The organism is Streptomyces sp. NPDC020362, assembly GCF_040642095.1.
Classification (GTDB): Bacteria; Actinomycetota; Actinomycetes; order Streptomycetales; family Streptomycetaceae; genus Streptomyces.
In genome coordinates this window covers 22,265-47,571 of the sequence record NZ_JBFAET010000057.1, presented here as the reverse complement: position 1 = coordinate 47,571, position 25,307 = coordinate 22,265, and the positions used below count along the sequence as shown (strand labels likewise).

Genomic DNA, 25,307 nt, shown 5'->3' with positions numbered 1-25,307 from the left:
AGCCGAGCCTCAGCCCGTTCGGGGGCGGATGCCGTTGCCGGTTTCTCGGCGGATGCCGAGTGCGACGATCTGGGTGACCTCGTCCTCGGCGAAGTTGTCGTCGCTGACCAGGAGCAGAGTTCGCTCGCCGCCCGGCAGGGTCGGACCCCAGGTCATTCCCTCGGTGTTGTCGACCGTGGACAGACCCAGGTCGTGGAAGTCCGCGACGAGTTTCTTGCGCATCGGTACGACCTTCTGTCCGGTCAGGGAGTCCATGTTCTGCACCTCGGTCGCGCCGCGGGTGGTGGCGTCGTAGATGCGGATCTTGTTCCCCGCACCTGCCACCCAGGTACGTTCGAGTACGAGGTAGCGGCTGGGGTCGTCGGGGAAGGCGAAGATCGAGGGCACGCCGGTGTCCGGGGGCCACGGGCTGGTCGGGTCGGACGCCGTGAAGATCTTTTCGAGGGGGTAGGCGAACTGCGCCAGCACGTCACCCCTCCGGCTCTGCTGGGTGACGCGGATCAGGGCGCGCCGTGCTGCAGATCGGGTTCCGGGCCGTCCTGGAGCAGCGGGCCCTCGGCGGCGCTGGTGAGCACCCTGTTCCCGGCTCCGAAGGTGATCGCCTCCACGGCATTGTTCCGCCGTGGGCCCCGGTCCGCCAGGGTGATCTCGTAGTCGGGCGGCAGCGGCAGTTGGCCACGGTGGGCACCGGAGCGGGAGGTTAACTGGATCGACGGCTGGATCACCGGTTCGCTCGACGACTTCGGCCGGTCGCCCTCCTGTGCCCACCAGTACTGGCAGCTCGACGGGTCCACCCGTACTTCTTCCGGGTCCACGGCCTTGCCGTCGCCGGTGCCCGGTGGTGGGTAGACCGAGCCGTCCGGCCGCAGGAAGGGGTGGGTGCCGGTGACGTCGACGGAGTGCACCCCGATGCCGGACCGGGCGACGGCGTGGTCCGGCTGGGCTGCCACCGCGGGGGTCATCGTCGTCGCCAGCACCAGGGCGGCCGCACATGCGCGGCGGATCAAGGAGGATTTCATGCATTCGATCTTGGCCTGGTGGAGGCGCCGAGCGCAGTCGCCCGTCCCTGTGATGCATGACTGAGCACAGGGGGACGGGCGCTCCTCAAGCTCGGCCGCGGCCGTGAAGAACGTAACGACCGGGCACGCCAAGATCATCCAAATTGCGCCGTATTCCGGATCGTCTGCTACGGCAACATGTCGGCCTCATGGCGGGACCGGCCAAAACCTGGTGCCCACTGCAAAGTACGGACCAAGCTGACGCTCACACGTTCGTGGCTCCGTTCCGTCCCGCAGAAAGCTCCACCGCGCATGTATTCGTCTCGTCCGTCCGGCGCTCCCGAGGCGCACCTCCTTTGTGTGGTGAGGAGGTGTCACGCGTGGTGCGCCATGTGACGCGCAAAGCGGTCGGCTGGCTCCTGATGATTGTCGTCGCGACCAACGCCACGTATTTTCTGGCGAGTTGGTTCCTGGACCCGAGATCGAACTTCAAGGAGCTGCGGCCTGTCCGCAGCGAGGCCCAGATCGACCGGGCCCTCGCGCCGTACAACCTGGACCCGCGGGTGCCGCTGGTGCACCGGTGGTGGGACTGGCTCACCTCGGTGGCCCTCCACTTCGACTGGGGGAAGTCCCCCACCGGCGTGTCCGTCAACGGGGAGGTGGGCTACCGGTCCCTCATCAGTGCGGAGTTGGTCGTCACGGCGACCATCCTGTCCGTCGTGATCGGCGTCGCGCTCGGTGTGTACACCGCCGCACGGCAGTACGGCTGGGCCGACCGGGTCTTGCAGGCCGTGTCCATCGTGGTGTTCAACGTGCCGACGTCCGTCGCCGCACTCGCCGTGGTCTTCGTCGCCATCTGGCTGAACCAGCACGCCGGGCTGCACTTCCTCTACGTCGCCGGGGAGAACTCACCCGACGTCGAAGGGCTGTTCCCGACGATCGGTGACCGCCTCCTGCACCTGATCCTGCCGACCCTGACGCTGACACTGATGGGTTACGTCGGCTACCACCTGACGCAGCGTTCGCTGCTGCTCGACACGATCAACGCCGATTTCGTGCGCACGGCCCAGGCCACCGGGCTCACCCGCAGCAAGGCGATCCGCAGGCACGCCCTGAGGGCCGCGCTCATCCCGACGGCGGCCTCCGTGGCGTTCGGCGTCCCCGCCATTTTCACCGGTGCCATCATCACCGAGACGATCTTCGGCTGGAACGGCATGGGCCGTTACTTCATCCAGACCATCAGCAAGAACGACGTGCACGGCACGGTCGCGACGGCCGCCTTCGCCGCGGCACTGACCGCCATCGGCGCGATCCTCGCGGACATCGCCACGGTCTTCCTCGACCCGAGAGTGAGGGTGAGCTGACGTGGCCACCGATGCGACGGCCGACACCTCGGCCCATGCGGCGGCAGACCGGGTTCCGGAAGCGCCGCGCTCCGTGCGGGGGCACGGGGACCTCGGCCTCGGCCGGCTCTATCTGCGGCGCTTCCTGCGCAACCGCCTGGCCGTCGTCGGTGTGGTGATCTTCGTGCTGCTGGTGCTGTTCGGTGCCGTCGGGGGTCGGTTCACTTCCTACGCGTACACCGACTCCGACTTCACCGCACTCACCCAACCGCCGAGCGCCCTCCACTGGTTCGGCACCAACCAGGGCGGGAACGACATCTATGCCTGCACCGTGCACGGACTCCAGCGCTCCCTGGCGATCGCCGTGAGTGTGTCCGTGCTGACGATCGTCGTCGCCGCGATCATCGGCTCCGGCGCCGCCTACTTCGGAGGCCGGGTCGAGAGGGTGACGCTCGCCGTCATCCACTTCCTGCTGATCGTCCCTTCGTTCCTCATCCTCGCCCTGGTCTCCCACCGCCTGGCCGGTGACTGGCGCGTCCTCATCATCGTGCTGACCGTGTTCGGCTGGATGTCCACCGCGCGGGTCATCTGGTCCGTCTCGACCTCACTGCGCGAACGGGACTACGTGACGGCGGCCGAGTTCATGGGCGTCGGCCCGGTGCACATCGTCCTCCGCCACATCATCCCCAACCTCGGTTCCCTGCTGATCGTCAACCTGACGCTCGGTGTCGTCGCGACCGTGCTCAGCGAAACCGCCCTGTCCTTCCTCGGGTTCGGCGTCCAGACCCCGGACGTCTCCCTCGGCACGATGCTCGCGGACGGTGCGGGCGCCCTCACGAGCGCCCCCTGGCTCTTCGCGTTCCCCGCGGGGCTGGTCGTCCTGCTCACCGTGTCGATGACCTTCATCGGCGACGGACTGCGCGACGCCCTGGACCCCACGTCCGTGACCGGCTCGGCAGGAGGCCGACGATGACCCTCGCGACCCCTGTGCTCAACCCGCTGCCACCTGCCGACACCGCCCCCGTGCTGTCCGTACGGGACCTGCGGATCTCCTTCCCCTCCGAGGCCGGAACCGTCGAGGCGGTGCGCGGCGTCAGCTTCGATCTGCTGCCCGGCCGGACCCTCGGCATCGTCGGCGAGTCCGGCTCGGGCAAGTCGGCCACCGCGATGGGCATCGTGGGCCTGCTGCCGCCCTCCGCCGCCCTGAGCGGTCAGGTGCTGCTGGGCGGACAGGACCTGATCGGCCTCGGTGACCAGGCACTTTCGGGGGTACGGGGCAACGCCGTCGGCATGGTCTTCCAGGACCCCCTGTCCGCGCTCACGCCGATCTTCTCCGTGGGCAGACAGCTCTCCGACGCCCTGCGGGTCCACCAGGACCTGACGAAGCGGGCAGCCTGGGAGCGGGCCGTCGAGCTGCTCGACCTCGTCGGCATCCCCGACCCGCGCAACCGGGCCGCCTCCTTCCCGCACGAGTTCTCCGGCGGCATGCGCCAGCGCGTGGTCATCGCCCTGGCGATCGCCAACGAACCGTCCGTGCTGGTGGCCGACGAGCCCACCACCGCACTCGACGTCACCGTGCAGGCGCAGATCCTCGACGTCCTGCGACGGGCACAGGAGGAGACCGGGGCCGGCCTCGTCCTCATCACCCACGACCTCGGGGTGGTCGCCGGCCACGCGGACGACGTCGCTGTCATGTATGCGGGCCGCTTCGTGGAACAGGCGGGCGTCGAGGAACTGTTCCGCCGGCCCACGATGCCGTACACCGCGCGGCTGCTCGCCGCGGTGCCGACCGTGGACGACGGGACCCACCGTCCCCTGGTCCCGATCGGTGGGGAGCCGCCCGCCCTGGTGAGCCTCCCGGACGGCTGCCCCTTCGCAAGCCGCTGCGCCGTCGCCCTCGACGCGTGCCACTCCGGCGAACCGGAGCTGCGCCGGGTCACCGGGCACGGGCACGTGGCGTGCCTGCGCGCCGCAGAGATCGCCGACGGATCCCTCGCCCCCGCAGGCGACGCCGTGCCCGTCGATCAGCAGGCGGCCTCCGGGCGTGCCGAGCCCGGCGAGGTGGTGCTCCGTGTCGAAGACCTCGTCAAGACGTTTCCGGTCACCAAGGGAGCCCTTCTCAAGCGCCGGATCGGCACTCTGCACGCCGTCGACCGAGTCAGCTTCGAGCTGCGCGCCGGGGAGACTCTGGGCCTGGTGGGCGAGTCCGGCAGCGGCAAGACCACGACGCTCATGGAAATTCTCCGGCTCAGGCGGCCCGAAGGCGGCCGGATCGAGATCGCCGGCACCGATGTCGCAACGGTCGGTTCCGGCGCAGGTGTACGGGAGTTGCGGCAGGACGTACAGATCGTCATGCAGGACCCCTTGGGGGCCCTGGACCCGCGCATGCCCGTCTTCCAACTGCTTGCCGAACCCCTGCGGGCCATCGGGCGGGATCGCGAGTCGATCCGCTCCCGCATCCACGAACTGCTGGCACTGGTCGGTCTGGACGACTCGCTGAGCAACCGCTTCCCGGGCGCCCTCTCCGGCGGTCAGCGCCAACGGGTCGGCATCGCCCGCGCCCTGGCGACGGAGCCGAAACTGCTCGCCCTCGACGAGCCGCTCTCCGCCCTGGACGTGTCGGTGCAGGCCGGGGTGATCAACCTGCTGGCGCGACTCAAGCGTGAACTCGGACTCGCCTACCTCGTGGTCGCCCACGATCTGGCCGTGGTCCGGTACATCTCCGATCGGATCGCGGTGATGTACCTGGGGCACATCGTCGAGACCGGGGCGACCGAGACGATCTTCTCCGATCCCAAGCACCCCTACACCCGGGCGCTGCTGTCGGCGATCCCGATACCCGATCCGCAGCGCGAACGCACCCGCGAACGCGTCGTGCTGGAGGGCGAGCAGCCGAACGCCGCACGACTGCCCACGGGATGCGTCTTCGTCGACCGGTGCCCGTTGTACCGCCTCGCCGGCGAGACCCTGCGCCGGCGCTGTCGCACGGAACGCCCCGTGCCGACCCCCGCTGCCGGACAACCCGGCCATCAGTACGCCTGCCACGGCGCCTGAGGACCCGCCCCGGTGACCGGGGACCACCGCCATGTCCCGGCCCGCGCCCACCGCCGGCGACCGGGGCCGCCTCCACGCCCGCGTCCGCGTCCGCTCCATCGACCCAGAAGGAACCACCCCCCATGCGCGCAAGACTGACCTTGCCCGTCGTTCTCATCGCCGCCGTCTCCGTCGCCGCCACCGCGTGCCAGTCCTCGTCCGGCACGGACTCCGCGGGCTCGGACGCGAAGAACACCCCCTCCGCCGCATCGGCTGCCGCCGATTACAACCCCACGCCGTACGACAAGATCAAGGACGGTGGCACCTACACCACCGTCGGGACCTTCGACGACCAGGGCAACCCGTTCAACGTCAATGCCACGTTGACCGCGTCCCGCGTCTGGGCCTGGTACAACGCCGACGCGATCACCTACTCGCCGACCGGCGAGGTGCAGTACAACCCGGACTACTACAGCAATGTGAAGGTGTCCGTCGAAGGCGGCCGTCAGAAGGTCACGCTGACGATCAACCCGAAGGCCGTCTTCAACGACGGCACGCCGATCGACTGGACCGCGATCAAGGCCACGTGGAAGGCCAACAACGGTTCCGACAAGGCCTACTCCGCCTCGTCCACGGACGGCTACGACCAGATCACCTCGGTCGAGGAGGGCACGAACGCCAAGCAGGCCGTCATCACCTTCAAGGGCGTCAACGCCTCCTGGTCGAGTCTGTTCACCACCTTCCTGCACCCCAAGGCGGCTACGGTCGACAGCTTCAACAAGGCCTACGTCAAGAAGGCCCACCCGGAGTGGGGCGCGGGACCGTACACGATCGGTAAGTGGGACACCCACTCCGGCAACATCACCTTCGTCCGCAACCCGAAGTGGTGGGGCAAGAGGGGCAAGCTCGACAGGCGCGTCTACGTGAACCTGGAGTCGACCGCAGCGGTCAACGCCTTCAAGAACGGTCAGCTCGACTACGTGTCCGCCGTCGACGCGGAGAGCCTCAAGCAGGTCCAGGGGCTCAAGGGCACGGAGATCCGCAGCGGCGGGAGCCCCTTCGAGTACTCGCTCTACTTCAACACCAGGTCTCCCGTCCTCGCGGACAAGGGCGTTCGCAAGGCCGTCCAGGAGAGCATCGACCGCGCGCAGATCGCGAAGATCCGGTTCCAGGGGCTCGGCTACAAGGAGCCGCTGCCCGGCTCGGCCGTGCTGTACAGCTTCCAGAAGGGCTACGAGGACAACGTCTCGGCCGTGTTGAAATACGCGCCGGACGACGCCGAGAAGGCACTCGACGCAGCGGGTTGGAAGCCCGGGGGCGACGGCATCCGGGTCAGGAACGGCAAGAAGCTCGAAGTCGGCTACACGCTCCTCGGCGACGACCCGCTGGACAAGGCCACCGCCGGCGCCTTCGCCGCGATGCTGAAGCCGGTCGGCATCGGTCTCGTCATCAAGAAGGCCGACGAGGCGGACTTCTCCAACATCCTCAGCGAGCGCAAGTTCGACCTGTTCCTCTCGGGAAACCGGTCCATGGACCCGTTCGGCGCCCGCTACCTGTGCGACTTCTACTGCTCGGACCGTGACTCCAACATCACCGGTGCGGGTTCACCCGCGCTGGACAAGGAGATCCGCGCCACCACAAAGATCGCCGACCGCGGCAAGCAGGCTGCGGCGGCCAACAAGGTCGAGCGGAAGGCGCTCCAGGAGTACGCCCTGCTTCCGCTGTTCAGCGGCCCCTCGACCTACGGTGTGAAGAAGGGCCTCGCCAACGTCGGCGCGACCATCTTCTACAGCCCGCTCCCGGAGACGGTCGGCTGGGAGAAGTAACCCTGGCGGTACATCGGCCGGGCCGACGGGAGTACGCCGCGGCCCGGGCGCTGCTGCTCCGCCGCGCCGGCAGGGACGCCCACCCGGCGCCTTCAGCGGTGTCCGCCGTGGGTGTCCCCCGAGTGGTGCCCGTGCTGCATGGGGTCGCCGTGGTCCTGGGCGGTCTCGGGTGAGCCGCCCATCATGCGCAGCATGGTCAGCCCTCCGGTTCGCAGGAACCGCACCAGGAGCACGGTGGCGAGGAGGAGGAAGGCGATGTTGAGCCAGGTGGTGTAGTTCCATCCGACGCCTTCCATGGGGACCTCGGCGTCGGCCTGGTCGGGGATCAGGCCGAGACCGCCGAAGGTGAACTCGACGACGTATCCCGCGACGACCATGGAGAAGTAGAAGGTGCCGAGGAGGAAGGCGGCCATCCTGGCGCCGTAGTACTTCCGGTAGATGTTGAGGATCGGCAGGATCAGCAGGTCGGCGAAGATGAACGCCACCACGCCGCCGAAGCTGATGCCCCCCTTCCACAGCACGACCGCGAGCGGCACGTTGCCGATGGAGCACACGAACGAGGCGATCGCCACCAGCGGGCCGACGACGGGCCCCCACAGCTTGGCGGCGAGCGGGTGGCCCTCGAAGAAGAAGGCGCCCCAGAACGCGTCCGGGACCCAGGCGGCGATGGCACCGGCGATGAGCAGGCCGGCGACCAGGTCGCGCAGGATCGCCGCCCATTCCATGACGAACACGTGGCTGGTCGCGGTGAAGCCCTCCCGGGAGAACAGCCGCCGGGTGAAGGACCCCTCGCGCCGTACGGACATGTCCATCGCGGCGTGGCCCTCCATCGACCCGGCAAGGCCCCGTCCCGCCTGTTCGCGAGCCTGACGCAGGAGCCCCGCGCGCAGGAACAGCCGGAAGAGGACGGCCAGCAGGACGATCATGACCGGGCCGCCGACGAACTCGGCGGCGGTGAACTGCCATCCCATCAACAGTGCCAGGATGACGCCGAGTTCGACGACGAGGTTGGTGGAGGCGATCTCGAAGGCCATAGCGGCGGTGAAGTTCGCGCCCTTGCGGAACAGCGAGCGGGCCAGCGCCACCGCGGCGTAGGAGCAGGACGAGGACGCCACGCCCAGGCCCGCGGAGACGGCGAGGGTCCGGGGCCGGTCGTCGCCGAGCAGGGAGACGACGGTGGACTTGCGGACCACGGCCTGGACGACGGCGGACAGGGTGAAGCCCAGGATCAGCGCCCAGGTGATCTCCCAGGTCATGGAACCGGTGATCGACAGTGCGTGCAGTACGGCGTGCATCCGTGAAGCCTCCCCTCCAAGGGGCGGCGCACGACGGCGGACACGCCCACTGCCGCCGAGCCCTCCTGTCGGCCGAGGTACCGGGCACCGCCCGACCGAGCAGGGCCCGGCCGCAAGGACACGACCGAGCGGCGCCCGCCCGGAAGAGCGCGGCGGCAAGGACCCTGTCCGTCAGTTCCCCTGGCCCTGCGGTGTGCCGCGGAGCGGTAGTCCGCAGGCTCGGTAGATCTCGTCGAGGACTCCCATCGTCGCCACGGCGTCTCTGGCCGAGGTGACGACCGGGCCGCCGTCGAGGACCGCCGCGGCGAAGGCCGACAGCTGGCAGGCGTAGCTCGACGGGTTCCGGGGCACGCGCTCCCGCCGCACCGTGCGCCCTCCTGCCTCGCGCGGCGCTCGGATCGTCAGCCGGTGGTGGAGCTGGGGCATCACGAAGTTGGTCACGTCGAGTTCGCCGGCCGCCCCGACCGCCCGGGCGCGGATCGACAGCACCCGGCGCGACCACATGGACGCGCGGACCCGTCCGGTCGCTCCTCCCGGGAAGGTGAGTTCAGCACTCATCGCCCGGTCCACGCGCCGGTCCTTGCGCAGGGTCAGCATCCGTGCCGCCGTCACCGCCGGATCCGCCCCGCCGAGAAGCCGGGCGACGTGCACCGCGTAGCAGCCGGCGTCCATGGTCGCGCCGCCCGCCAGTGCGTAGTCGTATCGGATGTCGCCGAACCGCGGCAGCGGGAAGCAGACGTCGGCCTCGACATGGTGCAGTTCGCCGAGTTCGCCGCTCCCCACGATCTGTCGCATCCGCGCGGCGAGCGGGTGGTGGCGGTAGTGGAAGGCTTCCATCACCACCAGGCCGCTGCGCGCGAAGGCTGCGTCGGCGGCGTCCGCGACGCGCTCGGCCTCGGCGCGGTTGGAGGTGAAGGGCTTCTCGCACAGTACGTGTTTGCCGGCCTCGAGAGCCTTCAGTGTCCACTCTGCGTGCAGCCCGTTGGGCAGGGGTACGTAGACGGCGTCCACCTGCGGGTCGGCGAGCAGCGCGTCGTAACTGCTGTGCACGACGGGGACGGCGTGCTTGCGCGCGAACTTCTCGGCGCGTGTGCGGTCGCGGGCGGCGACAGCGGTCACGCAGACGCGCGGTACCTGCCGCGCGGGCCGGATCAGTGCGCTCGGTGCGATGGCGGCTGCCCCGAGCAGCCCGACCCTGAGGCTCTTCGACATGGCGATCAGTGTGCCAGCGCCGCTCCCGCGCGGCCGTCCGCCGTCTCCTCTTCCCGTCGGTCGTCGGGGCCGCTACCTGTCGATCTGCAGTACCGCCATCATCCCCGCGTCCTCGTGGTCGAGGATGGGGCAGTGCAGGACCGTCCTGCCCGGGCAGTCGCGGAACCGGATGCGGATGACCATGGTTCCGCGTGGTGGGACGTCGACGGTGTCCTGCAGGCCGTAGTTGGTCTGCGGCCTGCCGTTGATGCTCATCACCTGGAAGCCGTTGGTGTGGACGTGGAACGAGTGGACCTCGTCGCTGTCGTTCTTGATCGTCCACTCTTCCACGGTGTTGAGCCTGGACCGGACGTCGATGCGGTTGTGGTCGAACTGCTTGTGGTTGACGTAGAAGAGCGTGCCTGCTTTGTTCTCCGTGAAGGTGACCGTCTTGCGGCCCGCGACGGCCTCCTTCGCGAGGTCGTCCACCGGGGCGAAGGCCGTGGGCAGGACCGCGGGCTGCATCGGCTCGCCGTCGGACCGGACCGTGGCCGGCGTCGCCCGGGGGAACCGGTTGCCGGCCTTGCCGGTGTTGTACGGCAGGGTCCGCAGTTCCGACACGCCGGCCTTCGGGCCCTGTACGAGCACGTCGTAACGGGCACCGGCCGGGATGACCAGGGAGTCGGCGGTGTACACCTCGTTCACCGGTGGCCGTCCTGGGCGATGACGTGGAACTTGGTGCCCGGCAGCGCCACTTTGCAGAAGATGTTCGCCCCGATGTTCGTCAGGCGCCACAGCTGGGTCTCGCCGGGCCTGATTCCGATCCGCGGGTTGAGCTGCCCGTTCCTGCTCACGATCTGCGGGGGCGCGCAGGTCCTCCGTCGCCCGTGCCGTGAGGGCCGGGGAGGGGGAGACGGTGGACGGGGCAGCCGCCGACCCTTCCGGACGGCCGAGTGCGCCGGTCTCGGTGTGCCCGCTGCACCCCGCAGCCAGACCGAGCGCGGTCGGTGCGCATCCGATGACGGTCCGGATCCGATGGGCGCGTACGGACAAGCTGAACCCCATGAACTGCGGATACGGAGGCCGGGCGGCCGTGGGAGGCCATCACGCATCCAGGAATCAGGAGGAATCGGGCACGACCCGGAGGAGTGGCGCGGGCATCACCTTGATGAGCTACCCCGTGCGGCGCCGGAGCGCGCCGCACCGGGCCTTGCCGCAGAGCCTTGCCGCAGGGCCCGGCCGTGCACAACCGAACCTCCTGCATGCACCGGCAGGCCGGCGGAGGTCGCTCCCGCACGGGGCGCGCGATGCGCCCGGGGCTCCCTACGCTCGTAGGGAACGGGTTTTCTCGGACCGTGCAGACGGTCCTGGAGGTGACAGCCATGCGAGCTTCGCTGATACAGCTCTCCGTGGACTCGTCGGACTCCGCCGACGACCGTCGGCACAGAGCGGCGTCACTGGTCCGCGGCCGGTCGGGCGACGATCTGGTGGTCCTGCCGGAGCTGTGGACGGCCGGCGCCTGGTCGTACGACCGCTGGGGACCCGACGCCGAAGGAGTCGACGGCCCCACCGCCGAGGCCATGTCCGCCGCTGCCCGTGAGGCCGGGACATGGCTCCATGCCGGATCGATCGTCGAGCGGGACGGGGACGGGACTCTGTACAACACCGCTCTCCTCTTCGACCGGGCCGGCGAGCTGCGCGGTTGCTACCGCAAGATCCACCGATACGGCTTCGACACCGGCGAGGCGACTTTGATGGGCGGCGGCCGCGACATCGTCACCGTGCCCACCGACTTCGGTGTGATCGGCCTCGCCATCTGCTACGACCTTCGCTTCCCCGAACTCTTCCGCGGCCTGCTCGATGCGGGCGCGGAGCTGATCGTGGTGCCCGCGGCCTGGCCTGCGGCCCGCCTCGGCCACTGGCAGCTGCTCACGCGCACGAGGGCCCTGGAGGAACAGGTCATCCTCCTGGCCTGTTGCGCGGTGGGCGCCCATGGAGGCATGGAGCAGGGCGGACACAGCGTGGCCGTCGACCCGTGGGGAACCGTCCTCGGCGAGGCCGGTACCGCGGAGGAGACCGTGACGGTGGACTGCGACATGGCCCGAGTCGCCCGGATCCGCTCGGAACTCCCGGTCCTGCGCGACCGTGTCCTCGCCATCGAGGCACCCGCAGTACGGTGAGCCGTCCTCCGGCACCCCTGGCGGCCCGGGCATGCCTGGCGGGCCGGGCACCCCTGGCGGCCCGGGCACGCCCTCGGAGGGCTCGTCACAGGACCGGGGGCCCCGCCTCGATGCGGCGGAGCACCGGGGGCAGACGATCCAGGTCGGGGCCGGTCTGGACCTGTCGCTCGTCCCACCATGTGGCCCCGGCGTCGCGCAGCGGCCCGATCACGTCCTTGGCCTTGGCCGCGTCCGGAGGCGTAGCACCGCCGAGCACGAACTCGAAGGGGTCTTGGGCCCCGACCGTACGCTGCTTGCGCACGTAGCCGACCAGCTCCCGCACCTCCGCCGCATCCGGCACATGCCCATGCCGGGCCGTCTCGAACAGCGGCACCGCGCCGTCCCACCGCGCTGCCCGCCGCATGGGCGGTCGACGCGGCCAGAACCCGCCGATCCACACCGGCGGACCGGGCCGCTGCACGGTGGCGGGCACCAGCGTCACGTCCCGGACCTCGTAGTGCCGGCCGCGGTGGTTCACCGCCTCACCGGACCAGTAGCGCCGCAGCAGCTCCAGCCCCTCGTCCAGCCGCTCGGCGAGGACGCGCGGCTCGGCGGCGTCACCGAAGCTGCGGTACTCGTCCTCGACTGGACCGCCCAGGCCCGCGGCGAAGATCACCCGGCCGCCGCTGAGGTGGTCCAAGGTGGCCACCTGGCGGGCGAGTTGCTGGGGACGGTAACGAGGGACCGGCGTCAGCAGGGTGCCCAGCCGGATGCGCGAGGTCGCCAGCGCGGCGGCGGTCAGCAGCATCCAGGGGTCCGCGAAGGGACGCCCCTGGTGCTGTCGGTGCAGTACGTGGTCCCAGACGAAGAGACCGTCCCAGCCGCACTGTTCGGCGGCTGCCGCCGCCGTCGCGACGTTACGGGGGTCGGCGAAGTCACCGAAGTTGGGGATGTTGATCGAGAAGCGCATCCCAGCAGGATGCGGAGCCGACCGCGAAGGGGCAACAGGATTGCGATCCGGGCGATGTCAGACCGGGTCGCCGGCGTGCGCAGCCCTCGCCCACCGCCGCCACTGGAAGGCTGTCCGGCGACCGCCGCTCGATGTGTGACGGGTGAGCGGCGGGACGGCTGTGCGGCGGGACGGGTTGACCTTCGCGCATGGGTCAATGCCTAGCGTCAGCGGTATGACGCCCCATGCGAAGAGCGCAACGCCGCCCACCCGTTCCAGCCTGCCCCGTACGGGTCTGGAAGTCCGCCTCGCCGCCCGCCCCGAGGGGCTCCCCGCACTCGACCACTTCCAGGTCGTCGAGGTGGGTGTCCCGGATCCCACACCGGGCCACGTCCTGGTGCGCAATCTGTTCATGTCGCTCGATCCCGGCATGCTCATGTTGATCGCCGGCGGATCTCCCCTGCCGATGCCACGGTATGAGGTGGGAGAGGCCCTGTACGGGGACGCCGTCGGCGAGGTGGCCGCCTCGGCTGATCCCTCGCTGCGCGAGGGAGAGCTGGTGGTCCACCGGCTCGGCTGGCGGGAGTACGCCACGGCCGAGGCAGGTGCGTTCCGCCGCGTGGACAGGGCGTCCTACCCGAGCCCCTCCATGCACCTGGGATTCGGGCTGGTCGCCTACGCCGGACTCATGGAGGCGGCGGAACTGCGGCCCGGCGACACCGTTTTCGTCTCCAGTGCGGCAGGAGCCACCGGGAGCATGGCGGGTCAGATAGCCCGGCTCAAGGGTGCCGGCCGGGTGATCGGCAGCGCCGGCTCGGCCGTCAAAGTTGCCCGTCTGACGGGGAAACTCGGGTTCGATGCGGCCTTCGACCACCACGACGGCCCGGTACTCGACCGGCTGCGCGAAGCGGCCCCGGACGGCATCGACGTCTACTTCGACAACGTGGGGGGCGAGCAACTGCGCGCCGCCCTCGAGGTCATGAACGTGCGCGGCCGGGTCGCGGTCTGCGGAGCCCTGAGCCGGCAGAGTACGGGCCGCCCCGACGAGGGCCCCGGTGATCTGCTGAACGTCCTGGGCAAACGCCTGACCGTCCGCGGCTTCACGCCCGCGTGCGCCGACGGTTACGTCGTCGGCGCACAGCGGGTGGCCGAACTGGAGGAGAAGATCGCGGCCCTGACGCGGCTGCGCGACACCCTGGTCCACCGGATGCCCTGGTTGGCGACATCCGATGACGCCCCGGAGAGGGAACCCGCCTGACCCGGCAGCTCCCCCCTGTGCACGCAGGGCCACACCTGTGGACGTAGGGCCTCCCCCACCTCGTGCCCGGGGGCTTGTCGGAGTGTCCGGGCCGGCCGCGCGTGATCGGCTGTTCGCACGTGAACCGTGCAGGAGAAGGTGGACAGTTGAGGTCTCGGATCGGATACGCCGCGTGGGTCGCAGGTGTGGTGCAGTTCTTCGTCGTCCACGGGATCGTCGAGTCGGCCTGGGTCAGACCGTACAGTTGGGCTCGGAACAACATCAGCGACTTGGGCAATGCCCACTGCGCCATGCAGTCGGAGCCCGAGCCCCGCTACATCTGCTCGCCCGAACACGGCCTGATGAACGCCTCGTTCATCGCTCTGGGCATGTTCCTCGTTGTCGGCGTCGTTCTCACCGGTCCCCTGTGGCGCACAAGCGCGACCGGGATCGCGGCCCGGTGGCTGTTGGCCTGCGCAGGCGTGGGATTCGCGGTCGCCGGGCTGGCACCTGCGGACATCCACGAGAACCGGCACGTCCTGGGTGCGCTGCTCATCATGGCCATGGGCAACATCGGCCTTCTGCTGGCGGGAGTCGGCCTGGCGCGCGATGTACGGGGTCCGCTGCGCCGGGCGACCAGTCTGCTGGGAGTGACGGCGATTGCGGCCTTCGGGCTCCTTCTCTCCCACCGCTATCTCGGACTGGGGATGGGCGGCATGGAGCGGGTAGCGGTGTTCCCCCTCTTGGCGTGGGCGCTGTCCGCCGGTGTCCGCGGCCTGCTCACCAGCGTGTCCAGCCCCTGACGGCGTGCACACGACCGCAGTCCGGCCCCGCGGCAGTGACCGGTCACCCCCGGAGGCTGCCGTGGGAACCTGTCACCGCAGCACGGGGAGTCGGGGGCAGGTGGATCCGGGCAACGGGCAGGTGGGGGAAGCGTCGGCCCCGGTACACCACGGTGAGGTTCTGCAGGGGCTGTTCGCCGAAGACGGCGTGCGGCGCCGAGGGCTTGTCAGCCTCCCCTGCCCCCTCTACTCGGTGCACGCGACGTTCACCACGGACGGCCGGTCCGCGCTCTCCGTCTCTCCCCGCTGGAAGAGCAAGGCGCGGACGGCCGCCCGTCTCACCCTGGAGCTGTTCGGTCTGCCGGTCGGCGGACACCTCGCGCTCCACGGTGACGTTCCCCTGGCGCGTGGCTTCGGGTCGTCGACGAGCGACGTGCTGGCGGCCATCGGTGCCGTGCGGGACAGGTTCTGCCTGCCATTGTCCGCCACGGAGACGGCCCGGCTCGCCGTCCGCGCGGAGACCGCCTCCGACTCGCTGATGTTCGGGCCGAACGCAGTCCTCTTCGCCCATCGGGACGGCATGCTGATCGAGGACTTCGGCTGCCCGTTGCCGGCGGTGCACGTGCTGGGTTTCGGGACCCGGCCGGACCGGGCCGGCGGCGGGGTGGAGACACTGGCCCTGCCGCCCGCGCGCTACACGGAGCACGAGGCCGGGCAGTTCGGCGAGCTGCGCGCCCTGCTCCGCGAGGCGGTCCTCGCCAAGGACGTGCGGCTGTTCGGGCTGGTGGCCACCGCCAGCGCCAGAATGAACCAGCGTCACCTCCCCGTACCCCTTCTCGACCGGATCCTGGCGATCGCCCGGGAGTCGCGCGCGGCCGGCGTCCAGGTCGCGCACAGCGGGGACATCGCGGGACTGCTCTTCGAGCGCGACGATCCCGATCTCGACGCCCGATCGGCCCATGCCGAGGAGTTGCTGCGCCGCAGCGGCGTGGTCGAGCTGTGGAGGTTCTCGACGGCGGGATGAGCGGTGCCTGCCGAACCGCCCGATCGGCCCTCGCGCCGCCCGGGGCTCCAGAACGCACAAATGATCTCTTACTGTCATAGTGCGACCATGGACATCACCTCGGAGCAGGGCCGGGTCCACCGCGGCGTCCGTACCCGCCGCGCGGCCCTCGCCCTGACCGGTGCCGTCGGTGTTGCCAGTGCCGCCGTCCTCGTCGTCCTCCCCCGCACCGAGCACCGCGCCCCGCCGCACGCCCGGCATCCCGCCCCCGGCGCCTCGGCCGGCGCCACCTCCTCCGGCGCCGGGGCCGACACACCGTCACCCGGCGCCCGGGGCATCGGTGACCCGCTCCTGCCACTCGACGGCAACGGGGGCTACTCGGTGCGCCGCTACACCCTCGCCCTCGACTGGCGCGCGCCGGGCACGCCCTTCCCCGCGACCACCACCCTCAGCGCCACCGCCACCCAGGCCCTGTCCCGCTTCGACCTCGACTTCGCGGGCAACACCCTGCACACCGTCACCGTCGACGGCACACCGGCCAAGGCCGTACGCGACGGCGACGAGCTGGTCGTCACTCCGGCACGGCCGATCCCCCGCGGCCATGCGTTCACCGTCCGGGTGGCCTACACCGCCGACCCGACGCAGCGACGGCACCGCGGCGACGCGATCCAGGACTACGGCTGGGTACCCACGGCCGACGGCACGCTGCTGGCCCTCCAGCCCGACGGTGCCAAGATGGTCTTCCCCGCCGACGACCACCCGAGCGTGCGCGCGCCGTTCACCTTCCGCATCACCACCCCGGCGGGCCTGACCGCGGTGGCCAACGGACGGCTCGTCGAACGCGTCGGGCAGCCCGGCGGACGCATCCGGTGGACGTACGACTCCGAGCATCCGCTCGCCGCCCAGCTGGTCCAGCTGGCCATCGGCAAGTTCACCGTCGTGGACGGCAAGGGCCCGCGCGGGCTTGCCGTGCGGGACGTGGTCCCGGAGGGCCTCGTCGGCGACACCGAGGCCTACCGCTCGCTCACCCCCGGGCATCTGGCCTGGCTGGAACAGCGGCTCGGCCCCTATCCCTTCCGCCGCTACGGCGTCCTGGTCGGGGACACCGACCTGCCCGTGGCCCTGGAGACACAGTCGCTGTCCGTCGTGCCCAGCGCCGACCTGCTGGGCGACCGGATCGACGCCGAGCGCAACCTCGTGCACGAACTCACCCACCACTGGACCGGCGACAGCGTGGCGATCCGACGGTGGTCGGACCTGTGGCTGAGCGAGGGTCACGCCCGTTTCTACGAGCTGCTCTACGGCGACACGCGCGGCGGGCCCGACCTGGAGGGCATGATGCGGTCCGCGTACGCACAGCACGACCAGTGGCGGCACGACGACGGCGCACCCGCCGAGCCCACCGAGCCCGGCCTGTTCCGGCAGATGCGCTACGACGGCTCGGCACTGGTGCTCTACGCGCTCAGGGAGAAGGTCGGCGAGGACACCTTCGAGCGGATCGAGCGGTCCTGGGTGACCACGTACCGGGGCCGGGCCGCCGGCACCCGGGACTTCGTCAGGCTTGCTTCCGCCGTCGCCGGCCAGGATCTGACAGCCTTTCTGACCCCCTGGCTGTACGGGGCGCACACCCCGCCCATGCCGGGGCACCCCGACTGGCAGGTGGACGCGGTCGAGGAGGACTGAGGCCTCTCCCGCGGCAGCAGGCGTGCTGCCGCCGACCGGGTGGCCTCGGCCCTCGGCTGGTCCACGCCGGTGACGCTCGGCGCGACGCGGCGCGCGAGGCACGGAAACGTACGAGGGGTGACGTGCTGGGCAACCGTCCTTGCCCTGAACGGCAACTCCCCTTGCCCCGGTCGCATGTGTCCTGGCCGCGCCGAACCTCGTTGGAGGCACCTCCATGAAAAAACGCGTCGCCCACCGCGTCTCCAGTGCCGTACGCGGACACCGGCGGATCATCTGTGTGACCGCTTCGGCGGCGCTTCTGGTGCCGTTGCTGATCGACCGCTCGGGCCAGACCGGCCCCCCGGCCGACCAGCGCCTGCAGGACGACTACACCACCGCCGCCAACGAGTACCACGTGCCCCGAAGCATCCTGATGGGCGTGTCCTACCTGCAGTCCAGGTGGGACTCCCATCCGGGCATCCCGAGCGTCGTCGGCGGCTACGGGCCGATGCACCTGGTGGACACCCACGGGCTCCAGGCGCAGCAGCCGGGCCGGCAGAGTGCCTCGCCGCGCGCGGCGACGGCAGGCTCGCCCGGCTCGGGTTACGAGAAGGCGGCCGTCGGCGTCGGGCAGGCGGACCTGCAGAAGGCCGCCACCCTGACCGGACTGCCCGCGGAGCGGCTGCGGACCGACGACGACGCCAACGTGCGCGGCGGTGCGGCCCTCCTGGCGGCGACCCAGCGGCGGCTGGGCAAGCCGCTCAGCGCCAATCCGACGGACTGGTGGGACGCCGTGGCGCGCTTCCCGGGCGAGAGCGACCGCGCGTCGGCGGCGGTGTACGCGAACGACGTCTTCGATGTGATCCACCGGGGCGCGCACCGCACCACCGACGCCGGGCAGCGCGTCAGCCTTCCCGCGAGCCCCCGCGTCCGCCCTCACCCTCCCCTGAGCCAGGCACCGCCACGGCCCAAGGAGGTCGACTGCCCGGCGGACGTGTCCTGCTCCTGGCTCAGCGCGCCGTACGTCCAGATCGACGACGACGAGTACGGCAACCACCAGCTGGCCGACCGGCCCCGGGACCAGCGGATCGACTACATCGTCATCCACGACACCGAGGCGCCGCTGGCGTCGATGCTCCTGACCATCCAGGATCCGGAGGAGGCGTCCTGGCACTACTCCATCCGCTCCAGCGACGGCCACATCACCCAGCACGTCAGGATCAAGGACGCGGCCTGGCACTCCGGCAGCCAGTTCGTGAACGCCCGCTCGATCGGCATCGAGCACGAGGGATTCCTCCGGCAGCCCGACGCCTGGTTCACGGAGCAGATGTACCGGTCCTCGGCCCGCCTGGTGAAGTATCTGGCGAAGAAGTACGGGGTTCCGCTGGACCGGCAGCACATCTTCGGCCATGACAACGTTCCGGCGCCGACCGAGGACAGCATCCCGGACATGCACGACGACCCCGGCCCCTTCTGGGACTGGCGGCACTACTTCGACCTGCTCGGCGCGCCGCTGAAGGCCACGGCTGGGCCGGACAGCGACATCGTGATGATCCTGCCGGACTACGCCCGCTACAAGCCGGAGTTCACGGGGTGCCGCAAGAGCGGTGTGCCGTGTGCGCCGCACGGCTCCAGCGCCGTGCGCCTGCACACCGACCCGGACGACCACGCTCCGCTGATCCAGGACCCGGGCCGGCACCCCGACGGCAAGGACTCCACGGAGGACGTCGACGACCTGGGGTCGCGGGTCTCCGCGGGCCAGACCTTCGCGGTCGCCGACCGCAGCGGCGACTGGACGGCGATCTGGTACCAGGGCCACAAGGCGTGGTTCAGGAACCCGGAGAACCAGCCGACGGCCGTCGGTGCGCGCGGCAGGATGGTCACGCCCAAGGACGGCCTGAAGGAGGTCGAGGTGTTCGGCCGCGCCCTCCCGGAGGAGGACGCCTTCCCGGAAGGGGAGGAGGACGAGGTGCCCGAGCCCTCGCCGCTGCCGTACACCATTCGCGCGGATCAGCGGTATGTGACGACGTCCCGTGTGCTCGGTTCCGTCCTGGAGAAGGCGTCCGGCGGCGACTCCCCGTCCACCGTGGTCATGGGCAACGAGGCGTACTACGAGATCCAGCTCGGTCACCGGCTCGCCTACGTCCGGGCGAGCGACGTGGACGTGGTGAAAGCGTCCGGCTCGGCAGCATCGGCCACGGCGGTCCCGCCCGGACAGCCGGCGGGCACTCCCCCGCGCTGACCGGGCCGCGGCCGCCGGCCGGCGGCAGGAAGGCAGGGAGGGCGGCGGGACGGCGGTTCGTCGGGGGAACCGGGCTGCCGGTGAGCGCCGTCGTGAAGGCGGTCGTCGTGGTGCTGACCGCCGCGGTCACCCCGTGTACACCGGACCGGTGGCCGCAGCCCCGGGCGGCATCGGCCTCGCCCTGCCCGTGGGGCCGGCCGTGGCGTCGGGGGTGTACGCGGTGACGATGCGCGGTGTGCGCCGGACGGGATGAACGCCGGGGCGGCGGTGCCTCACACGTCGCCCAGGTGGCCCGGGTCGGCCGGGCCCGCCTGCCGGGCGAAGTCCGCCGCCACGCCGAGGACTTCGCGCATCGGCACGGCTTTCCGGCTGGTGGCCGCGAGGTTGTCGCGCGCATTGGCGGACCACAGGAACGGATAGACGGTGATGCCCTGCGAGAGGTCCAGGGCGGCGGCCTCCTCGCGCCAGCCGGGCCAGCGCAGACCGTCGTAGAAGGTGTCCAGGCGGCCGGACAGGAGCCAGCCGACCCAGGTGGAGTGACCCATGTCCAGGGCCTCCCACTCCAGGGTGTCGGGGGCGAAGTACGTCATCTGCCCGGGGGCACCGGGTCGGCCCGCTCCGGCGGGGTCGTGGCCGTTGAGCGCGAACACGCCGCCCAGCACGTCGTGCCCGACGACGAGGCCGCCGGCGGGGTGCCAGGCAGGGTCGGACCGCTCCGGGAAGCCGTTCACCCGACCGAGGCCCGGCAGGCCACCGGTGGCCGCCGAGCCGCCGCCGAAGACCCGCACCCACCCGTCGTCCAGGACGAGCCCGCCGCAGTGCAGCGTCAGCGCGCCGAGCGTCGAGCGCGTGGTGACCTGCATCTGCAGCAGGCACCGAGTCCCTTCGCCCGGATCGGCGGGCAGGACGCGGACCGGCACGGCACTGGCCGTGAGCATCGCCTCGACCTCCGGCCAGGCCGGGTCGTCCACCTGCGTCAACTCGTCGATCTCGCGCATCCGAGGATGATGGCACGAGCGTCGGCACGGGGCGGCGGCCGCCCCCGGTCAGTCCTGCGCGGGCTTCTTGCGGCGCTTCCGGCTCGGCCTGAGCGGGCGGTGGATCGTATCCAACTCGCCTATGGCGGCGCGGACATGGGCCGGGTCCTTCGGCCCGGGCGAACCGGCGCACCACCACGAAGGCCGTCCGGACACCTCGCGCACATGCATCCCCAGGTCGTGCGCGGAGCAGACCGGCCACGCCCGCCACAGACGCTCGGTGACCGTGCCCTGGGCGGCCTCGGCGACGGCCCGCAGGGCGGCGGCCGGGGTGTCGTCGCCGGGCCACAGGGGCTCACCGTGCCACTCGCGAGAGGCGAGGGCGACATGGAGCTGCTCCGGTTCGCCCTCCTCCCAGGGCGGCAGCGCAAGCAGCTGCAGCGGCCGCTGCGCGGGCAGGGTCGCCGCCAGATCCCTGTTCACCGCCGCCAGGGCCGCGTCCCAGAGCGGGTGTTCGCCTGCCGCGACGACGCGCGGCTCGGGGCGGTCGAAGAACGAGTGATGCATACGGGCATTCTTTCCCGAACGCCCGAGCGATATTGACGGACGCACCCCGTCGGCACCAGGCTCACGGTGACCAGTGAAGTGAGGTGCGCACGTGAAGGACACGGGGGACGTGAAGGACACCGGGGACGTGAAGGACACCCTCGATCTCGACGGGGCCCGCGCGGCCCTGGCCGCGCAGCCGTTCAGTGTGCTGCTCGGCGCACGGCTGGTGGCCTTCGGGGCCGGCGCGGCCACGCTCGAACTCGACATCCGCGAGGAACTGCTCCAGCAGCACGGCTTCCTGCACGGCGGGGTGCTCGGCTACGCGGCGGACAACGCCCTGACCTTCGCCGCCGGTGCCGTGCTCGGCCCGCGCGTCGTCACCGCCGGCTTCACCATCGACTATCTGCGCCCGGCCACCGGCACACTCCTGCGCGCCGAGGCCCAGGTCGTCCGGGGCGGCCGCACCCGGGCCGTCTGCCGCTGCGACGTGTACGCCGTCGGCGCCGACGGGACGCCGCGGCTGTGTGCGGTGGCCCAGGGCAGCGTGTCCGTGGCCGGACACGCGCAGAGCTAGCGCGGCCGCCCGCCGCAGCCGACCCTCCGAGGGAGCCCGAGATGAACGCAGTACGACGTGTCGTGCCCAACCTCCAGTCGACCGCACTGCCCCGCAACGCGGAGTTCTACGGCGTGCTGGGCTTCGAGGAGGTCATGAACCACGGCTGGATCATGACGCTCGCCTCCGGCGGGAACCCGGCCGTCCAGCTGAGCCTCATGAGCGAGGACCGCACAGCGCCCGTCGCCCCCGATCTGAGCGTCGAGGTCGAGGACGTCGACGCGGTCCATGCAGCGATGCGGGAACGGGGCGCGGAGATCGTGTACGCGCTCACCGACGAGGAGTGGGGGGTGCGGCGGTTCTTCGTACGGGACCCCGACGGCAGGGTGGTCAACGTCCTCAGCCACGGCTGAGCCGGCACTCCCTTCGAAGGACGCCTGCTGGACGTCGTACTGACGGGTCGTGAGACTGGGTCGCGTCCGACGCCACGCCCCGGCTCCGCAGGACGGTGACCATGAAAGAGGAAGTCCCCCGTGTCGAACTCACGCCGCAGGCCGCCGAACTGGTGCGCCGATTGCGGGCCGAGCACGGCCCGCTGATGTTCCACCAGTCCGGCGGCTGCTGCGACGGCAGCGCGCCCATGTGCTACCCGGACGGCGAGTTCCGCACCGGCGGCTCCGACGTCCTCCTCGCGGAACTGACCGTGGAGGGCGTCGAGGAGCCCGTGACGTTCTGGATGTCGCGCAGCCAGTACGAGGCGTGGAGCCACACCCGGCTGATCGTGGACGTGGTACCCGGACGGGGTAGCGGATTCTCGCTGGAAGCACCCGAGGGGGTGCGTTTTCTCACCCGTTCTCGCGTAGTCGACGCCTAGGCACCCCGCGCGCCATCGCCTTCTGGTGCACTTCCCCCGAGTCCTGGGAGAGTTGACGAGACGTCAGGGGGCGCAGTGGTGCGCGATGGGCGGCAGACGGCAGCAGGCAGATCGGTTCTCACGATTCTCACGGCGTTCGGTGTGCTGGCCGGTGCGGCCCTTGCGGGCGCGGCACCGGCCGGTGCCGTACCGCTGGGCAAACGGGTCGCACCGGGGGTCACCTACCGGCAGTTCGACATCTCGGTGGCGGCAGGAAGGACACGCGGCCACCTGCTCACCGTCGACCTGAACAATCCGCATGTCCGGCTGGACCTGTTGTACCCGGGGGCGGTGGCCGCCCGGGCGGCCGTCTCGAAGCTGGCCGACTCGGCCGGCGCGGTCGCCGGGGTCAACGGCGACTTCTTCAACATCACCGAGACCCAGCACCCGGGCGTCGAGGCGACGGGCGCGACCGTGGGACCGGCGATCGCCGACGAGCAGGTGCTGAAGGCGGCGGTGCCGACGGGCCAGCGGTTCGGACCCGCGCTGCCGCCCGGGACCACCACGACGGACGTCTTCGGCGTGGGCACCGACCGGCGGGCCCGTATGGACAGCCTCTCGCTCACCGGCTCCGTCACCACGCCCGAGGGGCGGTTCCCGCTCAAGGGCCTCAACCAGTACGCGCTGCCGGAGAATTCCGTCGGCGCCTTCACCTCACGCTGGGGCAGTGCCTCACGGGTGCGCGCGATCTGCGGCACGGACACGGACCGGGCTGCGGCGTGCAGCCCGGACACCCATGAGGTGACGGTGAAGGGCGGCCGGGTGGTCTCCGCGTCCGACAGGCCGGGCAGCGGCTCGATCGCCACGGACACCACGGTCCTGGTGGGCCGCGAGGAGGGCGCTCGGCAACTGCGCAAGCTGTCGGTCGGCGACCAGGTGACCGTCACGCACGGCCTGGTGGCGGCCACGGCCAAGGTCCCGTACGCGTTCGCGATCGGTGGCTACCCGGTCCTGCGCGGCGGCACGCCGCTGTCCGGGCTGGACAACTCCACCTCGGCCGTGCGCACCGTCGTGGGCTTCGCGGACGACGGGCACCGGATGCTGCTCCTCGCACTGGACGGGGCCGCCGCCTACCGCACCGGTATGACCGTCGCCGAGGAGGCGGCCACCATGGAGGCGCTGGGCGCGTCCGACGCGTTCAACCTCGACGGCGGCGGGTCGAGCGAGATGGTCACCCGGGACACGGGCGCGAGCAGCGTGACCGTCCGCAACCACCCCAGCGGCGGGGCCGAACGGCCGGTGCCGAACGGCATCGCGGTCTTCTCCTCCTGACCCGCAGGCTCACGGCCGCAGGCTGCTCACCAGGTCGGCGGTGGCCGTGAGCCCGCCGTGGATGGTGGGCGCCATGCTGGTGCCGGCGAGGTAGAAGCCGAGCAGCATGCAGACCAGGGCATGCGAGACCTTCAGTGCGCCGTTGCGCATGAAGATCACGGCAATGATCAGGAGCAGCAGCACCACAGAGATGGAAACGGCCATCGGGAACCTCCTCCGCCACGCCCCATGTGCGGCGTTCCGCCGCAAGTGTGGCGTAGCGGAGGGTTCGTCCGGGCGGCTGACACGTCCCCCGATCGTGTGGTGTCAGGCGGACGGGTGTGCGTCGAGGAACGTCTCCAGGCCGGCCAGGTCGTCGGTGTTGAGGTAGTCGACGCCGCCGGCGAGGAGTTCGGCCCACAGTGCGTCGCGGGCCGGTCCGGCCGCGTCCGGAGTGGCCCAGAACCGGATCACCTGCCCGCGGTCGTGGGCGGCACCGGTGATGCTGCGCAGCTTTCGCCGCTCGGTGTCCGGGAAGGGGCCCTCGCCCAGCCAGGTGAAGTTCAGCGTCCAGTTGTCGCTGATCAGCGGGATGAAGGAGGCGGGGGCCGGGCTGCCGAGGTCGGTGAGCCGCCCGTCGTAGAAGGCGCGGCGCTCGGTCTGGGCCTCCATCGGCGTACGGGCCGCCCGGTCGCCGGAAATGACGGCGGTGACCGGTCCGGGGTGGATCCGGCCGTGCGCGTACCGGGTGAACAGGTGCGGGTAGCGCCTGAGGTGCCGGTCGAGTTCGAGGTAGGTCGAGGAGCCCTCGGTCTTGATGTCGACGAGGAGCTGCAGCGGTCGGCGCCACCCCCGGTACACGGAGCCGCAGTTGGCCTCGACGAGAGCGGCGAGCGGGTCGAGGTAGAGGGATTCGAGGGTGCGCGTCGGGTCCAGCTCGGAGGCGTCGTGGCCGATGAGGAGCTGGTCGCCGACGAGGAAGATGTCGGCCTCGACGCTGCCGAAGCGGTGGTCGAGGGCGTCGAACAGCGGCCGCGGGTGCTCGTAGTCGTTGTGGGCGTGCGCGTTCCACAGCGGGCGCGGGCCACGCCGGCCGCCGCTCGCCCAGGCGCCGCCGGCGGGCAGGGCGATCGCGCCGGCGAGGGCGGCGCCGAGGGTGGTGAGGGCTCTGCGACGGGTGGTGAGTGCCATGCTCTGCCTCCCTTGAAGGGCCTGATGGGACCGGGGAGAGTATGCGTGTGCTCTCCACCCAACGGACCCCGTCCGGCGGGGAGTTGGCCGGACTGCCGCCCTCTGTTCACTTCACCGGAGCACGGGCACGCGAAAGCCCGCCCCAGGTGGGGC

Annotated in this window: 25 protein-coding genes; 14 read left to right on the top strand and 11 right to left on the bottom strand. The window is 70.9% G+C overall.

Translation table 11 applies throughout. The features are described from left to right. Positions 1–9: 9 nt before the first annotated feature. Positions 10–468, bottom strand: a complete 459-nt coding sequence (locus AB0H32_RS21740) for an esterase-like activity of phytase family protein (protein WP_361122972.1) — start codon at positions 466–468, stop codon at positions 10–12. Positions 469–500: 32 nt separating this feature from the next. Further along, positions 501–1,019 (bottom strand): esterase-like activity of phytase family protein, encoded by a 519-nt coding sequence (locus AB0H32_RS21735; protein ID WP_361122969.1) that lies wholly within the window; start codon positions 1,017–1,019, stop codon positions 501–503. 359 nt (positions 1,020–1,378) lie between these two features. Between AB0H32_RS21735 and AB0H32_RS21730 the strand changes: the two genes are divergently transcribed. The 4 genes from AB0H32_RS21730 (at position 1,379) to AB0H32_RS21715 (ending at position 7,200) form a co-directional block, all read left to right on the top strand. Beyond that, entirely contained in the window at positions 1,379–2,362 is a 984-nt protein-coding gene (locus AB0H32_RS21730) for an ABC transporter permease (protein ID WP_361122966.1), read from the top strand. 73 nt (positions 2,363–2,435) lie between these two features. Beyond that, positions 2,436–3,314, top strand: coding sequence for an ABC transporter permease (locus tag AB0H32_RS21725; RefSeq protein WP_361122984.1), 879 nt, complete (start codon positions 2,436–2,438; stop codon positions 3,312–3,314). Next, positions 3,311–5,395, top strand: a complete 2,085-nt coding sequence (locus AB0H32_RS21720) for an ABC transporter ATP-binding protein (RefSeq protein WP_361122963.1) — start codon at positions 3,311–3,313, stop codon at positions 5,393–5,395. The genes AB0H32_RS21725 and AB0H32_RS21720 overlap by 4 nt, the downstream gene beginning before the upstream one ends. Positions 5,396–5,517: 122 nt before the next feature. Beyond that, positions 5,518–7,200 carry an ABC transporter family substrate-binding protein gene (locus AB0H32_RS21715; protein ID WP_361122960.1) on the top strand — a complete coding sequence of 561 codons (1,683 nt, stop codon included), beginning with the start codon at positions 5,518–5,520 and terminating at the stop codon, positions 7,198–7,200. 92 nt (positions 7,201–7,292) lie between these two features. On the opposite strand, the gene AB0H32_RS21710 is transcribed toward AB0H32_RS21715, so the two are convergent. The 4 genes from AB0H32_RS21710 to AB0H32_RS21695 all read right to left on the bottom strand — a co-directional run bounded on the left by AB0H32_RS21710 (position 7,293) and on the right by AB0H32_RS21695 (position 10,540). Continuing rightward, positions 7,293–8,495: a permease gene (locus AB0H32_RS21710; RefSeq protein ID WP_361122957.1), complete on the bottom strand. Its 1,203-nt coding sequence runs from the start codon at positions 8,493–8,495 to the stop codon at positions 7,293–7,295. Between the two features lie 171 nt (positions 8,496–8,666). Next, positions 8,667–9,707, bottom strand: a complete 1,041-nt coding sequence (locus AB0H32_RS21705; RefSeq protein ID WP_361122954.1) for a Gfo/Idh/MocA family oxidoreductase — start codon at positions 9,705–9,707, stop codon at positions 8,667–8,669. A gap of 72 nt (positions 9,708–9,779) precedes the next feature. Beyond that, positions 9,780–10,391 carry a multicopper oxidase domain-containing protein gene (locus AB0H32_RS21700; protein WP_361122951.1) on the bottom strand — a complete coding sequence of 204 codons (612 nt, stop codon included), beginning with the start codon at positions 10,389–10,391 and terminating at the stop codon, positions 9,780–9,782. Next, a complete protein-coding gene (locus AB0H32_RS21695; RefSeq protein ID WP_361122948.1) occupies positions 10,388–10,540 on the bottom strand; it encodes a hypothetical protein in 153 nt (50 codons plus the stop codon). Before AB0H32_RS21695 ends, AB0H32_RS21700 begins: the two co-directional genes overlap by 4 nt. 528 nt (positions 10,541–11,068) lie before the next feature. Here AB0H32_RS21695 and AB0H32_RS21690 point away from each other — a divergent pair. Further along, positions 11,069–11,866: a nitrilase-related carbon-nitrogen hydrolase gene (locus tag AB0H32_RS21690; protein WP_361122945.1), complete on the top strand. Its 798-nt coding sequence runs from the start codon at positions 11,069–11,071 to the stop codon at positions 11,864–11,866. Positions 11,867–11,951: 85 nt separating this feature from the next. Here the strand turns inward: AB0H32_RS21690 and AB0H32_RS21685 are convergent, their stop codons facing one another. Beyond that, positions 11,952–12,815, bottom strand: coding sequence for an LLM class flavin-dependent oxidoreductase (locus AB0H32_RS21685; protein ID WP_361122942.1), 864 nt, complete (start codon positions 12,813–12,815; stop codon positions 11,952–11,954). A 214-nt stretch (positions 12,816–13,029) separates the two neighbouring features. On the opposite strand from AB0H32_RS21685, the gene AB0H32_RS21680 reads away from it, so the two are divergent. The 5 genes from AB0H32_RS21680 to AB0H32_RS21660 all read left to right on the top strand — a co-directional run bounded on the left by AB0H32_RS21680 (position 13,030) and on the right by AB0H32_RS21660 (position 19,720). Then, on the top strand, positions 13,030–14,052 hold the full coding sequence (locus AB0H32_RS21680; protein ID WP_361122939.1) for a zinc-binding dehydrogenase: 1,023 nt from the start codon (positions 13,030–13,032) through the stop codon (positions 14,050–14,052). Between the two features lie 146 nt (positions 14,053–14,198). Then, complete coding sequence (locus tag AB0H32_RS21675) at positions 14,199–14,834, top strand: DUF998 domain-containing protein (protein ID WP_361122936.1); 636 nt, start codon at positions 14,199–14,201, stop codon at positions 14,832–14,834. Between the two features lie 232 nt (positions 14,835–15,066). Next, entirely contained in the window at positions 15,067–15,837 is a 771-nt protein-coding gene (locus AB0H32_RS21670) for a kinase (protein ID WP_361122934.1), read from the top strand. A gap of 87 nt (positions 15,838–15,924) precedes the next feature. After that, on the top strand, positions 15,925–17,499 hold the full coding sequence (locus AB0H32_RS21665; protein WP_361122931.1) for a M1 family metallopeptidase: 1,575 nt from the start codon (positions 15,925–15,927) through the stop codon (positions 17,497–17,499). 214 nt (positions 17,500–17,713) lie between these two features. Continuing rightward, positions 17,714–19,720, top strand: a complete 2,007-nt coding sequence (locus AB0H32_RS21660) for an N-acetylmuramoyl-L-alanine amidase (RefSeq protein ID WP_361122928.1) — start codon at positions 17,714–17,716, stop codon at positions 19,718–19,720. A gap of 272 nt (positions 19,721–19,992) precedes the next feature. Here the strand turns inward: AB0H32_RS21660 and AB0H32_RS21655 are convergent, their stop codons facing one another. Continuing rightward, positions 19,993–20,718 carry a DUF2625 domain-containing protein gene (locus tag AB0H32_RS21655; RefSeq protein ID WP_361122925.1) on the bottom strand — a complete coding sequence of 242 codons (726 nt, stop codon included), beginning with the start codon at positions 20,716–20,718 and terminating at the stop codon, positions 19,993–19,995. A 48-nt stretch (positions 20,719–20,766) separates the two neighbouring features. Beyond that, positions 20,767–21,264, bottom strand: coding sequence for a hypothetical protein (locus AB0H32_RS21650; RefSeq protein WP_361122922.1), 498 nt, complete (start codon positions 21,262–21,264; stop codon positions 20,767–20,769). Positions 21,265–21,391: 127 nt separating this feature from the next. Between AB0H32_RS21650 and AB0H32_RS21645 the strand changes: the two genes are divergently transcribed. From AB0H32_RS21645 to AB0H32_RS21630, 4 genes are all read left to right on the top strand, one after another. Further along, on the top strand, positions 21,392–21,820 hold the full coding sequence (locus tag AB0H32_RS21645) for a PaaI family thioesterase (protein WP_361122981.1): 429 nt from the start codon (positions 21,392–21,394) through the stop codon (positions 21,818–21,820). A gap of 41 nt (positions 21,821–21,861) precedes the next feature. After that, a complete protein-coding gene (locus AB0H32_RS21640) occupies positions 21,862–22,212 on the top strand; it encodes a VOC family protein (protein WP_361122919.1) in 351 nt (116 codons plus the stop codon). Between the two features lie 101 nt (positions 22,213–22,313). After that, the gene (locus AB0H32_RS21635; RefSeq protein ID WP_361122916.1) at positions 22,314–22,673 is read left to right on the top strand and encodes a DUF779 domain-containing protein; all 360 of its coding nucleotides are present in this window, start codon (positions 22,314–22,316) and stop codon (positions 22,671–22,673) included. A 141-nt stretch (positions 22,674–22,814) separates the two neighbouring features. Continuing rightward, entirely contained in the window at positions 22,815–23,984 is a 1,170-nt protein-coding gene (locus AB0H32_RS21630) for a phosphodiester glycosidase family protein (RefSeq protein ID WP_361122978.1), read from the top strand. Positions 23,985–23,993: 9 nt separating this feature from the next. Here AB0H32_RS21630 and AB0H32_RS21625 read toward each other — a convergent pair whose 3' ends face one another. Together AB0H32_RS21625 and AB0H32_RS21620 are read right to left on the bottom strand one after the other, a co-directional pair. Beyond that, positions 23,994–24,188 (bottom strand): hypothetical protein, encoded by a 195-nt coding sequence (locus AB0H32_RS21625; protein WP_361122913.1) that lies wholly within the window; start codon positions 24,186–24,188, stop codon positions 23,994–23,996. A 102-nt stretch (positions 24,189–24,290) separates the two neighbouring features. Continuing rightward, positions 24,291–25,154, bottom strand: a complete 864-nt coding sequence (locus AB0H32_RS21620) for a phosphatidylinositol-specific phospholipase C/glycerophosphodiester phosphodiesterase family protein (protein ID WP_361122910.1) — start codon at positions 25,152–25,154, stop codon at positions 24,291–24,293. Positions 25,155–25,307: the final 153 nt, after the last annotated feature.

Bases quoted from the DNA above. Each gene is read 5' to 3' on its own strand.
- AB0H32_RS21735 (WP_361122969.1), bottom strand. From the start codon at position 1,019: ATGAAATCCTCCTTGATCCGCCGCGCATGTGCGGCCGCCCTGGTGCTG.
- AB0H32_RS21720 (WP_361122963.1), top strand. From the start codon at position 3,311: ATGACCCTCGCGACCCCTGTGCTCAACCCGCTGCCACCTGCCGACACC.
- AB0H32_RS21715 (WP_361122960.1), top strand. From the start codon at position 5,518: ATGCGCGCAAGACTGACCTTGCCCGTCGTTCTCATCGCCGCCGTCTCC.
- AB0H32_RS21710 (WP_361122957.1), bottom strand. From the start codon at position 8,495: ATGCACGCCGTACTGCACGCACTGTCGATCACCGGTTCCATGACCTGG.
- AB0H32_RS21705 (WP_361122954.1), bottom strand. From the start codon at position 9,707: ATGTCGAAGAGCCTCAGGGTCGGGCTGCTCGGGGCAGCCGCCATCGCA.
- AB0H32_RS21690 (WP_361122945.1), top strand. From the start codon at position 11,069: ATGCGAGCTTCGCTGATACAGCTCTCCGTGGACTCGTCGGACTCCGCC.
- AB0H32_RS21685 (WP_361122942.1), bottom strand. From the start codon at position 12,815: ATGCGCTTCTCGATCAACATCCCCAACTTCGGTGACTTCGCCGACCCC.
- AB0H32_RS21680 (WP_361122939.1), top strand. From the start codon at position 13,030: ATGACGCCCCATGCGAAGAGCGCAACGCCGCCCACCCGTTCCAGCCTG.
- AB0H32_RS21665 (WP_361122931.1), top strand. From the start codon at position 15,925: ATGGACATCACCTCGGAGCAGGGCCGGGTCCACCGCGGCGTCCGTACC.
- AB0H32_RS21660 (WP_361122928.1), top strand. From the start codon at position 17,714: ATGAAAAAACGCGTCGCCCACCGCGTCTCCAGTGCCGTACGCGGACAC.
- AB0H32_RS21655 (WP_361122925.1), bottom strand. From the start codon at position 20,718: ATGCGCGAGATCGACGAGTTGACGCAGGTGGACGACCCGGCCTGGCCG.
- AB0H32_RS21650 (WP_361122922.1), bottom strand. From the start codon at position 21,264: ATGCATCACTCGTTCTTCGACCGCCCCGAGCCGCGCGTCGTCGCGGCA.
- AB0H32_RS21640 (WP_361122919.1), top strand. From the start codon at position 21,862: ATGAACGCAGTACGACGTGTCGTGCCCAACCTCCAGTCGACCGCACTG.
- AB0H32_RS21635 (WP_361122916.1), top strand. From the start codon at position 22,314: ATGAAAGAGGAAGTCCCCCGTGTCGAACTCACGCCGCAGGCCGCCGAA.
- AB0H32_RS21625 (WP_361122913.1), bottom strand. From the start codon at position 24,188: ATGGCCGTTTCCATCTCTGTGGTGCTGCTGCTCCTGATCATTGCCGTG.
- AB0H32_RS21620 (WP_361122910.1), bottom strand. From the start codon at position 25,154: ATGGCACTCACCACCCGTCGCAGAGCCCTCACCACCCTCGGCGCCGCC.